The organism is Klebsiella sp. MS 92-3, from assembly GCF_000195655.1.
Classification (GTDB): domain Bacteria; phylum Pseudomonadota; class Gammaproteobacteria; order Enterobacterales; family Enterobacteriaceae; genus Klebsiella; species Klebsiella pneumoniae.
Map to the genome: position 1 here is coordinate 56521 of NZ_GL882823.1, position 14443 is coordinate 70963.

Annotated in this window: 10 protein-coding genes and 1 pseudogene; 9 read left to right on the forward strand and 2 right to left on the reverse strand. The window is 61.4% G+C overall.

Annotated features, from left to right (window positions below):
* Positions 1-17: 17 nt before the first annotated feature.
* From iscA to sseB, 7 genes are all read left to right on the forward strand, one after another.
* Positions 18-341 carry an iron-sulfur cluster assembly protein IscA gene (gene iscA, locus HMPREF9538_RS10545; protein WP_002913979.1) on the forward strand — a complete coding sequence of 108 codons (324 nt, stop codon included), beginning with the start codon at positions 18-20 and terminating at the stop codon, positions 339-341.
* 74 nt (positions 342-415) lie between these two features.
* Positions 416-931: a co-chaperone HscB gene (hscB, locus tag HMPREF9538_RS10540; protein ID WP_002913974.1), complete on the forward strand. Its 516-nt coding sequence runs from the start codon at positions 416-418 to the stop codon at positions 929-931.
* 15 nt (positions 932-946) lie between these two features.
* Positions 947-2797: a Fe-S protein assembly chaperone HscA gene (gene hscA / locus HMPREF9538_RS10535; protein ID WP_009485454.1), complete on the forward strand. Its 1851-nt coding sequence runs from the start codon at positions 947-949 to the stop codon at positions 2795-2797.
* 1 nt (position 2798) lies between these two features.
* Positions 2799-3134 carry an ISC system 2Fe-2S type ferredoxin gene (gene fdx / locus HMPREF9538_RS10530; protein ID WP_002913956.1) on the forward strand — a complete coding sequence of 112 codons (336 nt, stop codon included), beginning with the start codon at positions 2799-2801 and terminating at the stop codon, positions 3132-3134.
* A 1-nt stretch (position 3135) separates the two neighbouring features.
* The gene (gene iscX / locus HMPREF9538_RS10525; protein WP_002913954.1) at positions 3136-3336 is read left to right on the forward strand and encodes a Fe-S cluster assembly protein IscX; all 201 of its coding nucleotides are present in this window, start codon (positions 3136-3138) and stop codon (positions 3334-3336) included.
* Positions 3337-3406: 70 nt separating this feature from the next.
* Positions 3407-4693 carry an aminopeptidase PepB gene (gene pepB / locus HMPREF9538_RS10520; RefSeq protein WP_002913953.1) on the forward strand — a complete coding sequence of 429 codons (1287 nt, stop codon included), beginning with the start codon at positions 3407-3409 and terminating at the stop codon, positions 4691-4693.
* 98 nt (positions 4694-4791) lie between these two features.
* Positions 4792-5568: an enhanced serine sensitivity protein SseB gene (gene sseB, locus HMPREF9538_RS10515; RefSeq protein WP_002913952.1), complete on the forward strand. Its 777-nt coding sequence runs from the start codon at positions 4792-4794 to the stop codon at positions 5566-5568.
* A gap of 70 nt (positions 5569-5638) precedes the next feature.
* On the opposite strand, the gene HMPREF9538_RS10510 is transcribed toward sseB, so the two are convergent.
* Positions 5639-6481 carry a hypothetical protein gene (locus HMPREF9538_RS10510; RefSeq protein ID WP_020317152.1) on the reverse strand — a complete coding sequence of 281 codons (843 nt, stop codon included), beginning with the start codon at positions 6479-6481 and terminating at the stop codon, positions 5639-5641.
* Positions 6482-6707: 226 nt separating this feature from the next.
* Entirely contained in the window at positions 6708-7565 is an 858-nt protein-coding gene (gene sseA, locus HMPREF9538_RS10505; RefSeq protein ID WP_032457155.1) for a 3-mercaptopyruvate sulfurtransferase, read from the reverse strand.
* 205 nt (positions 7566-7770) lie between these two features.
* Here sseA and HMPREF9538_RS10500 point away from each other — a divergent pair, with 205 nt between their 5' ends.
* Positions 7771-12720: an alpha-2-macroglobulin family protein gene (locus tag HMPREF9538_RS10500; RefSeq protein WP_009485458.1), complete on the forward strand. Its 4950-nt coding sequence runs from the start codon at positions 7771-7773 to the stop codon at positions 12718-12720.
* Positions 12721-14443 (forward strand): annotated as a pseudogene (pbpC, locus tag HMPREF9538_RS10495) (peptidoglycan glycosyltransferase PbpC); the annotation flags it as partial.

Below are 14443 nucleotides of genomic sequence, written 5' to 3' on the forward strand. Positions count from 1 at the left end.
TTAGTTGAGGTTTTGTTATGTCGATTACTCTTAGCGACAGTGCAGCAGCGCGAGTCAATGCCTTCCTGGCGAACCGCGGTAAAGGGTTTGGCCTGCGCCTGGGCGTAAGAACCTCCGGCTGCTCGGGTATGGCCTATGTACTGGAGTTTGTTGACGAGCCGGCGGCTGAAGACACCGTGTTTGAAGACAAAGGCGTGAAGGTCGTGATCGACGGCAAAAGTCTGCAATTCCTCGACGGCACTCAGCTGGACTTCGTCAAAGAAGGCCTCAACGAAGGGTTCAAATTCACTAACCCTAACGTCAAAGATGAGTGCGGCTGCGGCGAAAGCTTTAACGTATAATCGGTACTCCTCAACCCCACCGCGGTCACGCCGCGCGTGGGGTTTTAATTTAGATGCATGACCCTGAGGTTACTATGGACTATTTCACCCTCTTCGGGTTACCAGCCAGCTATACCCTCTCGCTTGAACAACTGGCTGTCCGGTATCAGGATCTGCAGCGCCAGTACCATCCGGATAAATTTACCAGCGCGCCTGCGGCGGAACAGCTTGCGGCGGTTCAGCATTCCGCCACTATAAACCAGGCCTGGCAGACGCTGCGCCATCCGCTGACTCGCGCAGAATATCTCCTTTCGCTGCATGGCTTCGATCTGGCCAGCGAGCAGCATACCGTTCGCGATACCGCGTTCCTGATGGAACAGCTGGAATTGCGCGAAGAGCTGGATGAGATCGGCCAGGCGAAAGACGACGCGCGGCTGGAAGGTTTTATCAAACGGGTGAAAGCGCTGTTTGATACCCGTCAGCAGCTGATGGTTGACCAATTGCATAATGAGAGCTGGGAGGCGGCGGCGGACACGGTTCGTAAGCTCCGTTTCCTCGATAAACTGCGCAGCAGTGCTGAAGAACTCGAAGAAAAACTGCTCGATTTTTAATTTTCGGAAGCAATTATGGCCTTATTACAAATTAGTGAGCCCGGCCTGAGCGCCGCGCCGCACCAGCGTCGTCTGGCGGCCGGTATCGACCTGGGCACCACCAATTCTCTGGTGGCTACCGTGCGTAGCGGCCAGGCCGAGACTCTGCCCGATCATCAAGGCCGCTATCTGCTGCCGTCGGTGGTGAACTACCACGCTTCGGGGCTGACCGTCGGCTATGACGCCCGGCTTAACGCCGCTCAGGATCCTGCCAATACCATCAGCTCCGTGAAGCGGATGATGGGGCGCTCCCTCACCGATATTCAAAACCGTTACCCGCATCTGCCGTATCAGCTGCAGGCCAGTGAAAACGGCCTGCCGATGATCCAGACCGCCGGCGGCCTGCTGAACCCGATTCGCGTCTCCGCCGATATCCTCAAAGCGCTGGCCGCCCGGGCGACCGAAGCGCTGGCCGGCGAACTCGACGGCGTGGTCATTACCGTTCCCGCTTACTTCGATGACGCTCAGCGCCAGGGAACCAAAGACGCGGCGCGTCTGGCGGGCCTGCACGTGCTGCGCCTGCTCAATGAGCCGACCGCGGCGGCTATTGCCTACGGCCTCGACTCCGGCCAGGAAGGGGTGATTGCGGTCTACGATCTCGGCGGCGGCACCTTTGATATCTCCATTCTGCGTTTAAGCCGCGGGGTGTTTGAAGTGCTGGCCACCGGCGGCGACTCGGCTCTCGGCGGCGATGATTTCGATCACCTGCTGGCTGACTACCTGCGCGAGCAGGCGGGCTTCAGCGACCGCAGCGATAACCGTCTGCAGCGTGAGTTGCTGGATGCCGCCATCGCGGCGAAAATCGCCTTGAGCGATGCCGAGGCAGCGCACGTCGAGGTCGGCGGCTGGCAGGGCGATATCACCCGCAGCCAGTTTAACGATCTGATTGCCCCGCTGGTAAAACGTACCCTGATGGCCTGCCGTCGGGCGCTAAAAGACGCTGGCGTTGAAGCGCAAGAAGTGCTGGAAGTGGTGATGGTCGGCGGTTCGACCCGCGTGCCGCTGGTGCGTGAGCGCGTTGGCGAGTTCTTCGGTCGCACTCCGCTGACCTCCATTGACCCGGACAAAGTTGTCGCCATCGGCGCGGCGATCCAGGCCGATATCCTGGTGGGCAACAAGCCGGACAGCGAACTGCTGCTGCTCGACGTTATCCCGCTGTCGTTAGGCCTGGAAACCATGGGCGGCCTGGTGGAGAAAGTGATCCCGCGTAATACCACCATTCCGGTGGCCCGCGCGCAGGAGTTTACCACCTTCAAAGATGGCCAGACGGCGATGTCCATTCACGTGATGCAGGGCGAGCGTGAGCTGGTCCAGGATTGCCGTTCGCTGGCGCGCTTTGCGCTGCGCGGTATCCCGGCGCTGCCGGCGGGCGGGGCGCATATTCGCGTTACCTTCCAGGTGGATGCCGATGGCCTGCTGAGCGTTACGGCGATGGAAAAATCGACCGGCGTGGAAGCCTCCATCCAGGTGAAACCGTCTTACGGTCTGACCGATGGCGAAATCGCCACCATGATTAAAGATTCGATGAGCTACGCCGAACAGGATATTCAGGCGCGCATGCTGGCTGAACAGAAAGTGGAAGCCGCGCGCGTACTGGAGAGCCTGACAAGCGCGCTGGCCGCCGACGCCGCGCTGTTAAGCGCCGCGGAGCGTCAGGCCATCGATGCCGCTGCGGAGCAGGTACGCGCCGCCGCGGCAGGCGACGACGCTGACGCGATTAAAGAAGCGATTAAAAATATCGACACACAAACCCAGGAATTCGCCGCTCGCCGTATGGATCAGTCGGTCCGTATCGCGCTGAAAGGCCAATCCGTGGACGAGGTTTAAAATGCCAAAAATTGTATTTCTGCCCCACCAGGACCTGTGTCCGGATGGCATCGTTGTGGAAGCTGAGACCGGTGAAACCATTCTCGATGCCGCGCTGCGTAGCGGTATCGAAATTGAACACGCCTGCGAAAAATCCTGTGCCTGCACCACCTGCCACTGCATCGTGCGTGAAGGTTTTGACTCGCTGGCGGAAAGTAGCGAAGATGAAGACGACATGCTGGATAAAGCCTGGGGGCTGGAACCTGACAGCCGTCTGAGCTGCCAGGCGCGCGTCACCGACGAAGATCTGGTCGTTGAGATCCCGCGTTACACCATCAACCACGCACGCGAGCACTAATATGGCACTGAAATGGACCGACAGTCGCGAAATCGGCGAAGCCTTGTATGACGCTTACCCGGATCTCGACCCGAAAACCGTTCGCTTTACCGACATGCATCAGTGGATTTGCGATTTGGAAGAGTTTGATGATGATCCAAACGCATCCAATGAAAAAATTCTCGAGGCGATTCTGCTAGTCTGGCTAGACGAGGCCGAATAATTTCGCGTTAAGCGAAAACATTTTAACGGGCTGCCATAGGGTGGCCCGTTTGCTAAGAAGGATAATGATAATGACCGAAGCTATGAAGATTACGCTTTCTACTCAGCCAGCCGATGGACGCTGGGGAGAAAAAGCGACCTGGAGCATCAATAACGACGGCATCGCTCTACATCTCAACGGTAAAGACGACCTCGGGCTTATCCAGCGCGCGGCGCGCAAAATTGACGGCATGGGCATCAAGCACGTCGCCCTGAGCGGCGAAGGCTGGAACACCGATCGCGCCTGGGCCTTTTGGGCCGGCTATAAAGGGCCGAAAGGTCAGCGTCAGGTCGAATGGCCATCCCTTGACGACGCGCAGCGCAGCGAGCTGGATAACCGCCTGACGATCATCGACTGGGTGCGCGACACCATCAATGCGCCGGCGGAAGAGCTGGGTCCGGAGCAGCTGGCGCAGCGCGCTGTCGACCTGCTGTGCGGCGTGGCGGGTGAGAAGATAAGCTATCGCATCACCAAAGGCGAAGATCTGCGCGAGCAGGGCTATCTTGGGCTGCATACCGTGGGCCGCGGCTCCGAGCGTCCGCCGGTCCTGCTGGCGCTGGACTATAACCCGACCGGCGATAAAGAGGCGCCGGTATACGCCTGCCTGGTGGGCAAAGGCATCACCTTTGATTCCGGCGGCTACAGCATCAAGCAAAGCGCCTTTATGGATTCGATGAAATCCGATATGGGCGGTGCGGCGACTATCACCGGCGCGCTGGCTTTCGCCATTACCCGCGGTCTGAACAAACGCGTGAAGCTCTACCTGTGCTGCGCCGACAACCTGATCAGCGGTAACGCCTTCAAACTGGGCGATATTATTCATTATCGCAACGGCAAAACCGTTGAAGTTATGAACACTGACGCGGAAGGCCGCCTGGTGCTGGCGGATGGCCTGATTGACGCCTCGGCGCAGAAGCCAGAGCTGATCATCGACGCCGCCACCCTGACCGGCGCGGCGAAAACCGCGTTGGGCAATGATTACCACGCGCTGTTCAGCTTTGACGATGCGCTGGCGAATCGCCTGCTGGCGAGCGCTCAGGCGGAAAACGAAGCCTTCTGGCGTCTGCCGCTGGCCGAGTTCCACCGCAACCAGCTGCCGTCCAACTTTGCTGACCTGAACAACACCGGCAGCGCGGCCTATCCGGCCGGCGCCAGCACCGCGGCGGGCTTCCTGTCCCACTTCGTGGAAAACTACCATCAGGGTTGGCTGCATATCGACTGTTCGGCAACCTACCGCAAATCTGCCGTTGAGCAGTGGTCGGCGGGCGCCACCGGGCTTGGCGTGCGTACCATTGCTAACCTGCTGACAGCTGAGTAATGGCCTTGCCGGGTGGCGCTGCGCTTACCCGGCCAGGAAAACCATATGCCCGCGTGGACGAATGGCCGCCGGGCAATTCATTGTGAAGTAGCCAAACTATGTCAGATACAAAAAATGAATTAGAAACCCTGCTGGAAAAAGCGGCGACTGAGCCTGCCCATCGTCCGGCATTTTTCAGCGCGCTGCTGGAGGCCACCGTCTGGGTGCCGGGCAGGGCAGCCGATGGCGAGCAGATTGTCGAAGATAGCGCGCTGGATCTGCAGCATTGGGAAAAAGACGACGGTACCTCGGTGATCCCATTCTTTACCTCGCTGGAGGCGCTGCAGCAGGCGGTGGCGGATGAACAGGCTTTCGTGATGATGCCGGCCCGCACGCTGATGGCGATGACGCTGGGCGAATCGTTATTCCTCAACCCGAAGCTGCCGAGCGGCAAAGAGTTCACCCCACGGGAAATCAGCCATCTGTTAGGCGAAGAGGGCAGCCCACTGAGCACCCAGACGGTACTGGAAGGCGGCGAAGCGCTGCTGCTGTCTGAAGTCGCCGAACCGCCGGCGCAGATGGTCGATTCGCTGACCACGTTGTTCAAAACGCTGAAGACCGTCAAGCGGGCGTTTCTGTGCTCGATTAAAGAGCGCGCCGACGCGCCGGCAAACTTATTGATCGGGATTGAAGCGGAAGGAGATATTGAAGCCATTATCCAGACCACCGGCAGCGTGGCCACCGATACCTTGCCAGGCGACGAACCGATCGATATTTGCCAGGTGGTGGAAGGCGAGAAGGGCATCAGCCACTTTATGATTGCCCATATCACGCCGTTCTATGAAAAGCGCTGGGGCAGCTTCCTGCGCGATTTTAAGCAGAACCGCATTATCTGACAGCGGGGGCGGCAGCCCCCGCTGTTTCTTTCTGCTTCCAGTTCGAGGCACAAAAGCGGGGTGGCAAAAGCTAATGCAGGGCGGCAAAGATTCGCGGATAGGCAGACACCATGTGATAGAGGAGAAATCCCGTCACGCACAGTGTGACAATGCCGTTGAAGAGCGCCATATCCCCGCGCCAGGCCCGGCACCTCTCTTCGCCCAGCAGAGAACGTAGCGCTGCCACCAGCCCGCCGACCAGCATAAACGCCAGTAACACCCCTGCCATTTGCGCGATAACAATGTACCAGCCCAGCGGCGTATTCACGCCCCGGGCGCTCATCAGCGCGATCTGCGCCGGCAAAATCGTCTGGAACCCGAGGGTAAGTATCATGAGAAGACGCAGGTCCGCCAGCTGAGCGTCGAACGTGCGGGCCAGGCGCCGGGCGTCACGCAGGAGCAGCACCCCTGACGCCACCGCCGCGGCAACGCTGATGTGCTGGAGAATAAAAATGTATAACGCCAGGGTTTCGGATGGGACCCGGGACAAAAAGAACAGATTGCAAAAGACCATGACCAGCAGGCCAAATTTTGTGACCCAGGCACGGAATACCTCGCCGGGCCAGCGCCAGCTTGACGCTGGGTTATGCATCATCCACGCGGCAAGGGTCGACTTACCGTAACCGGGCGCGAGCAGCACCATCAGAAAACCCAGCAGCGCCTGATGGCAATAGGTGACTAACGGAACGTCTTCGAGAGTGACCCCGAGAAAGCGGGTATACACGGAGACTGGCGCAGGCACCAGGCTTAGCCATGTCCGGTTCCATTGCGGCCAAAAATAAAGGATCGCGCCGCCTGCCAGCAGGCCAGCTATACCTCCCAGCCAGGGAAGGCGCGGTGAATAAGCCGAATGTGGGTTAGAGACTAATGCCATTTTCACTCCTTGTGGTGACATCAGATTGGGATGGACTGGATGCGCTATCAGCCCTGAGGAATTCTGTACCAGTGCTCTGCCTCCCCATCAGGCAAAGCGAACTCGGCAGGAACAAGCCCTGCGGCAGCACAGAGTAACCGGTTTAGCGAGAAGCAGAAGAAAGTGGGAGAGAAAATCAGAAATTATTTAGTGACCGCGGAACGGGAGGCCCGCGGTCACGCCGTGTTTACGGAGCGGCAGGGGCCGGTTCAATCGGCAGATCGCTCCGCGCGCCCCATTCGCTCCAGGAGCCGTCATACAGGCAGACGCCGTTCACGCCAAGCGTGGTGAGCGCCAGCACGACCACCGCCGCCGTCACCCCCGAGCCGCAGCTGGCGATGATCGGCCGTTCAAAATCGACACCCTGACGTAAAAAGATGTCGTTCAGCTCGTCAACGGTTTTCAGTTCGCCGTTAATCACCAGATCCGTCCACGGTACGTTCAGCGCGCCGGGGATATGCCCGCGGCGCAGGCCCGGGCGCGGTTCGTCGGCCTGGCCGTTAAACCGGGCCGCCGGACGGGCATCGACAATCTGCGCCGATCCTTCATGGCTGACCAACAGGACGTCGGTCAGACGCTTAATTTGCTGAGGATCGAACCGCACGTCGAATTCCCCTTCGGCCACCTCCGGCATCCCTTGTTCCAGCGGCAGTTCGTCGCGCCGCCAGCCCTCCAGTCCGCCGGCCAGAATTGACACCTTCTCTACGCCAAAGGTGCGCAGCATCCACCACGCGCGCGGGGCGGAAAACAGATTGCCTTCGTCATAGACCACCAGATGCTTATCGCTGCAGACGCCCAGTTCGCGCATGGCGACGGCAAACGCTTCGGCCCGCGGCATCATATGCGGCAGCGGACTGGTGTGGTCGGATAGCGCCTCGATATCGAAAAACAGCGCGTTCGGCACATGGCCGGCGCGGTATTCCGCGGCCATATCCCGCAGGGCCTCCTGCCCGGCGGGCGCCATGCGGGCGGCGGTAATCTGAATTTCCGGGGCATCAATATGTTCTGCCAGCCAGTCGGCAGCGACAAAAAACGAGGTGGACATAGGTGCCTCCGTTTTATTATTCATGACTGAATTGTCGGCGTTTTAGCTGGCGCTGACAAGTTAAGGACGCCAGAGTGGGGACGGCGTCACGGCACTTTTCTGATTAATCGGCAGAAACCCGCTTCGTCACTGTTGAGAAGCGCCGCCATAACGCATAATAAATGTGACAAATTGCATCAGGCTCATCGGCCGAGGGGTTAGAAGGATGAAACCATTTCGTTTAGCGGCGCTATCACTGGCGCTCCTTACCGCATTTTCATTAACCGGGTGTGATGACAGCGGTACACCGCAGGCCTCGGCCCCGGCGCCAGCCGCGGATAGCAACCCAGGCGCGACGGCAAAACCGGACCGCGCCCAGCTGGCGGCGCTGGCGGAAAAAAGCCAGGGTAAAGCGCTGACGCTCCTCGACGCCTCGGAGGTGCAACTGGATGGCGCCGCGACCCTGGTGCTGACGTTTTCCGTCCCGCTGCAGCCGGACCAGGATTTCTCCCGCAGTGTGCATCTGGTCGACAAGAAAAGCGGTAAGGTGGACGGTGCATGGGAGCTGGCGCCGAATCTGAAAGAGCTGCGTCTGCGTCACCTTGAGCCAAAGCGCGAGCTGATTGTCTCGGTCGACCCGACGCTGACCGCCCTGAACAAGGCGACGCTCGACAAACCGTTTGAGAAGACCCTGACCACCCGCGATATCGCACCGAGCGTTGGGTTTGCCAGCCGCGGCTCGCTGCTGCCGGGCAACGTGGTCGCCGGGCTGCCGGTGATGGCGCTGAACGTCAATAATGTCGACGTTAATTTCTTCCGCATTAAGCCGGAATCGCTCTCCGCCTTTGTCAGTCAGTGGGAATACCGTAACTCGTTAAGCAACTGGGAATCTGATGAACTGCTGAAGATGGCGGATCTGGTCTACAGCGGCCGCTTCGATCTCAACCCGGCGCGTAATACTCGCGAAAAGCTGCTGCTGCCGCTGAGCGACATCAAGCCGCTCCAGCAGCCTGGCGTCTACGTGGCGGTCATGAACCCGGCGGGCCGTTATAGCTACAGCAACGCGGCGACGCTGTTTACCCTCAGCGATATCGGCGTCTCGGCGCATCGCTACCATAACCGGCTGGACGTTTTTACCCAGAGTCTGGAAAACGGCGCCGCCCAGTCGGGTATTGAGGTGCAGTTGCTCAATGCCAAAGGGCAGACCCTGGCGGAAGCGAAAAGCGACAGCCAGGGCCACGTCACCCTGCAAACCGATAAAGAAGCCGCGCTGCTGCTGGCGCGCAAAGAGGGGCAGACCACGCTCCTCGACCTCAAGCTGCCGGCGCTGGATCTGGCGGAATTCTCTATCGCAGGCGCGCCCGGCTTTAGCAAACAGTTCTTTATGTTTGGCCCGCGCGATCTCTATCGTCCCGGCGAAACGGTGATCCTTAATGCGCTGTTGCGCGATAGCGACGGCAAGCCGCTGGCGGAGCAGCCGGTGAAACTGGAGGTGGTTCAGCCGGACGGCCAGGTGATCCGCTCGGTGATGAGTAAACCAGTGAATGGCCTGTACCAGTTTACTTATCCGCTCGACAGCGGCGCGGCTACCGGCATGTGGCACATTCGCGCCAGCGCCGGCGACAACCAGCCGCGCGAATGGGATTTCCACGTTGAAGACTTTATGCCGGAACGCATGGCCCTGAACCTGACGCCGCAGGCCGCGCCAGTCGCGCCGGATGCCGACGTCACCTTTGGCGTTAGCGGCGCTTATCTCTACGGCGCGCCGGCCAGCGGCAACCAGCTGCAGGGCAAGCTGTTCCTGCGCCCGCTGCGCGACGCCGTCGCTGCGCTGCCGGGCTTCCAGTTCGGCGATATTGCGGAAGAAAACCTCTCCCGTAGTCTGGATGAAGTCCAGCTGACGCTGGACGAAAAAGGCCATGGCGAAGTGACTACCTCAAGCCAGTGGCAGGATAGCCATTCGCCGCTGCAGGTGGTGTTGCAGGCCAGCCTGCTGGAATCCGGCGGTCGCCCGGTGACCCGTACGGTTAAGCAGCCGATCTGGCCCGCCGAGGCGCTGCCGGGGATCCGCCCGCAATTTACGCTGAAGGACGTTTACGATTACCGCACCGATACCACCGTGAAACAGCCGGTGGTGGATGAAAACAGTAACGCCGCGTTTGATATCGTCTATGCCGACGTCAAAGGCGGGAAAAAAGCGATCTCCGGTCTCCAGGTGCGGCTGATCCGCGAGCGGCGCGACTACTACTGGAACTGGTCCGACAGCGAAGGCTGGCAGTCGCAGTTCGATCAAAAAGATCTGCAGGAGGGCGAGGAGTCGCTGGACCTGCAGGCCGGCCAGATCGGCAAAGTGAGCTTCCCGGTGGAGTGGGGATCCTATCGCCTGGAGGTGAAAGGACCGGACGACGTGGTCAGCAGCGTGCGCTTCTGGGCGGGCTACAGCTGGCAGGATAACAGCGAAGGCGCCGGCGCGGCGCGTCCTGATCGCGTAACGATGAAGCTCGACAAACCTGGCTATAAACCGGGCGACACCATCAGGCTGCACATCGCCGCCCCGGCGGCGGGTAAAGGCTACGCAATGGTGGAATCCAGCGAAGGGCCGCTGTGGTGGCAGGAAATTGACGTCCCGGCGGAGGGGATGGACCTGTCGATCCCGGTGGATAAAACCTGGAATCGCCACGACCTCTACCTCAGCACGCTGGTGGTTCGTCCCGGCGATAAATCGCGCTCGGCAACGCCGAAACGCGCGGTGGGCCTGCTGCATCTGCCGCTGGGCGATGAAAACCGTCGCCTGACGCTGGCGCTGGAGGCCCCGGACAAAATGCGCCCCAACCAGCCGCTGACGGTGAAAGTGAAAGCCAGCGTCAAAGAGGGCGAGGCGCCGAAACGGGTCAACGTCCTGCTCTCGGCGGTGGATAGCGGAGTACTGAATATCACCGATTACGCTACCCCGGATCCGTGGAACGCCTTCTTTGGCCAGAAGCGTTACGGCGCAGATATCTATGACATCTACGGCCAGGTGATCGAAGGGCAGGGACGTGTGGCCAGCCTGCGCTTCGGCGGCGATGGCGACGAGTTAAAACGCGGCGGCAAACCGCCGGTCAACCACGTGACGATCGTCGCCCAGCAGGCGCAGCCGGTGGTATTGAACGAGCAGGGCGAAGGCACGGTGACGTTACCCATTGGCGATTTTAACGGCGAGCTGCGGGTGATGGCCCAGGCGTGGACGGCGGATGACTTCGGCAGCAGCGAAGATAAAGTGGTGGTGGCCGCCCCGGTCATCGCCGAACTGAACACCCCGCGCTTCCTCGCCAGCGGCGATACCACACGGCTGGCGCTGGATCTCAGCAATCTGACCGACAAACCGCAAACCCTGCAGGTACATCTTACCGCCAGCGGGCTGGTGACCTTGACCGATGGCCAACTGCCGCCGGTGCAACTGGCGCCGGGGGCGCGCAGCACGCTGTTTATACCAGTGAGCGCGCTGGCGGGCTTCGGCGATGGTCAGGTTAATGCCTCCATCAGCGGCCTGAGCCTGCCGGGCGAAACCTTCGCCCCGCTGCAAAAACAGTGGAAAATCGGCGTGCGTCCGGCGTACCCGGCACAGACCGTCAACAGCGGCGCAGTGCTGCAGCCAGGTGAAAGCTGGCAGCCGCCGGCGGCGCAGAGCCAGGGCTTTGCCCCGCAAACGCTGCAGGGCCAACTGCTGCTCAGCGGTAAACCACCGTTGAATCTCGCCCGCTATATCCGCGAGCTGAAAGCCTATCCTTACGGCTGCCTTGAGCAGACCGCCAGCGGCCTGTTCCCGTCCCTGTATACCAGCGCGGCGCAGCTAAAGGCGCTGGGCATTAGCGGGGACAGCGACGAAAAACGCCGCGCGGCCATCGATGTCGGTATTTCACGCCTGCTGCAGATGCAGCTGGAAAACGGCGGCTTTGCGCTATGGGATAGAGAGGGGCCGGAAGAGTACTGGCTGACCGCCTACGCCATGGACTTCCTCGTGCGTGCCAGCGAGCAGGGCTATAGCGTACCGGTCAACGCCATTAATAAAGGCAACGAGCGCCTGCTGCGCTATCTGCAGGAGCCGGGCCTGATGACCGTGCGCTACAGCGACGACGCCCAGGCCAGCCGCTTTGCCGCCCAGGCATACGCCGCGCTGGTGCTGGCGCGTCAGCAAAAAGCGCCGCTCGGCGCCTTGCGTGAAATCTGGAGCCGTCACGACCAGGCGCGATCCGGCTTGCCGCTGCTGCAGCTCGGCATTGCGCTGAAAACTATGGGCGATGCGCCGCGCGGCGACGCCGCCCTGAAGCTGGCGGTTGCCACCCCGCGCCAGGATGAGAATCGTTGGCTGGGCGATTACGGTAGCCCGCTGCGCGACAACGCCCTGAAACTGGCGCTGCTGGAAGAGAATAAGCTGCTGCCGGAGGTGCAAAATCAGCTGTTGAGCACGCTGTCGGAAGAGGCCTATGGCCAGCGCTGGCTGTCGACCCAGGAAACCAACGCCTTGTTCCTTGCCGGACGTACGCTGGCGGACCTGCCGGGCAGCTGGCAGGCGAAAACCTCGCTGCAGGCGGAGCCGTTGGCCGGCGACAAAGCGCAAACCCGCAACCTCGACGGCGATCGGCTGGCGGCGCTGCAGGTGAGTAATACCGGCAGTCAGCCGCTGTGGCTGCGTCTCGACAGCAGCGGCTATCCGCAAAGCGCGCCGCAGCCGGGCGGTAACGTCCTGGGGATTGAACGCACTATTTTCGATACCCAGGGGCAGCAGAAATCGCTGTCTTCACTGCGCAGCGGCGAACTGGTGCTCGTCAAGCTGGAGGTGACCGCCAAACGCAACGTGCCTGACGCGCTGGTGGTTGATCTGTTGCCAGCCGGTCTGGAGCTGGAAAACCAGAATCTGGCCAACAGCAGCGCCAGCCTGCAGGAGAATGGCGACGCGGTGCAAAACCTGCTTAACCAGATGCAGCAGGCGGATATTCAGCATATCGAGTTCCGCGATGACCGTTTCGTCGCCGCCGTCGCTGTCAATGAAGGCCAGCCGGTGACGCTGGTCTATCTGGCGCGGGCGGTGACGCCGGGCACTTATCAGGTCCCGCAGCCGCAGGTGGAATCGATGTATGCGCCGCAGTGGCGGGCGACAGGAGCGGCCAGCGGTCCGCTCACCGTGACGCCGTAAATGCGCGTATTGCCTCGGGTAAAACGCCGCTGGCGCTGGCTGGCGGCGTTTATTTTTCTGCTGTGGCTGGCGGTGCTGGCGGCCGATCGCCTGTGGCCGCTGCCGCTGCATGACGTCACGCCTGCCCGTGTGGTGGTGGCGGAAGACGGGACGCCGCTGTGGCGGTTTGCCGACGCGCAGGGCGTCTGGCGTTATCCGGTCACGCTCGCCGACGTGTCGCCGCGCTATCTGCAGGCGCTCATCCAGTATGAAGACCGCTGGTTCTGGCGCCATCCGGGGGTCAATCCCTTCGCGGTGCTGCGCGCCGCCTGGCAGGATCTTACTTCCGGGCGAGTTATCTCGGGCGGCAGCACGCTTACCATGCAGGTGGCACGCCTGCTTGATCCCCATCCACGCACCTTCGGCGGCAAGCTGCGCCAGCTGTGGCGAGCGCTGCAGCTGGAGTGGCATCTGTCAAAAAGCGACATTCTAACCCTCTATCTGAACCGCGCGCCGTTTGGCGGCACCCTGCAGGGGATCGGCGCGGCCAGCTGGGCCTATCTCGGTAAGCCGCCTGCCAGTCTTAGCTACGGCGAGGCGGCGCTGCTGGCGGTACTTCCCCAGGCGCCCAGTCGTTTACGTCCGGACCGCTGGCCGCAGCGGGCCCAGGCGGCGCGTGATAAAGTGCTTACGCGAATGGTCAGCCAGGGCGTCTGGCCGGAACAGGCGGTAAAGGAAGCGATGGAGGAGCCAGTATGGCTGTTTCCGCGCCAGATGCCGCAGCTGGCGCCGCTTTTTTCACGCCGGGCGCTGGCGACCAGTCGTGATGAAAAGGTGGTGACGACTCTGGATGCCGGACTGCAGCGGCAACTGGAAGATCTGGCGCTGAACTGGAAATCGCGCCTGCCGCCGCGCAGTTCGCTGGCGATGGTCGTCGTCGACCACACGGATATGAAAGTTCGCGGCTGGGTGGGCTCGGCGGATATCACCGACGACAGCCGCTTCGGCCATATTGATATGGTCTCGGCGGTACGCTCGCCGGGGTCGGTGCTGAAACCCTTTATCTACGCGATGGCGATGGATGAGGGGCTGATTCACCCGGCATCGCTATTACAGGATGTGCCACGGCGTTTTAGCGATTATCGCCCCGGTAATTTCGACAGCGGGTTTCATGGCCCGGTGAGCGCCAGCGAGGCGCTGGTTCGGTCGCTGAATCTGCCGGCGGTGCAGGTGCTCGAAGCCTATGGACCAAAACGCTTTGCGGCTAATTTACGCAACGCCGGGCTGCCCCTGACGCTGCCCGCTGGCGCAGAGCCGAATCTGTCGCTAATCCTCGGCGGCGCCGGGGCGCGGCTGGAAGATATTGTCGCGGCGTACAGCGCCTTCGCCCGCCATGGCAAGGCGGCGCGGCTGCGCCTGAAGCCGAGCGACCCATTGACCGAGCGCGCGCTGATGTCGCCCGGGGCGGCATGGATCGTCCGGCGTATTTTGGCCGGCGAAGCGCAACCGGTTCCCGATGCCTCGCTGCCGCAGGCGGTGCCGCTGGCGTGGAAAACCGGCACCAGCTACGGCTATCGCGACGCGTGGGCGGTCGGCCTCAATGCGCGATATCTGATAGGCATCTGGACCGGGCGCCCGGACGGTACGCCGGTGGTGGGCCAGTTTGGCTTCGCCAGCGCCGTACCGCTGCTCAACCAGGTCAATAATCTGCTGCTGGCCCGCCCGGCGATGAGCCGCGGCGGGG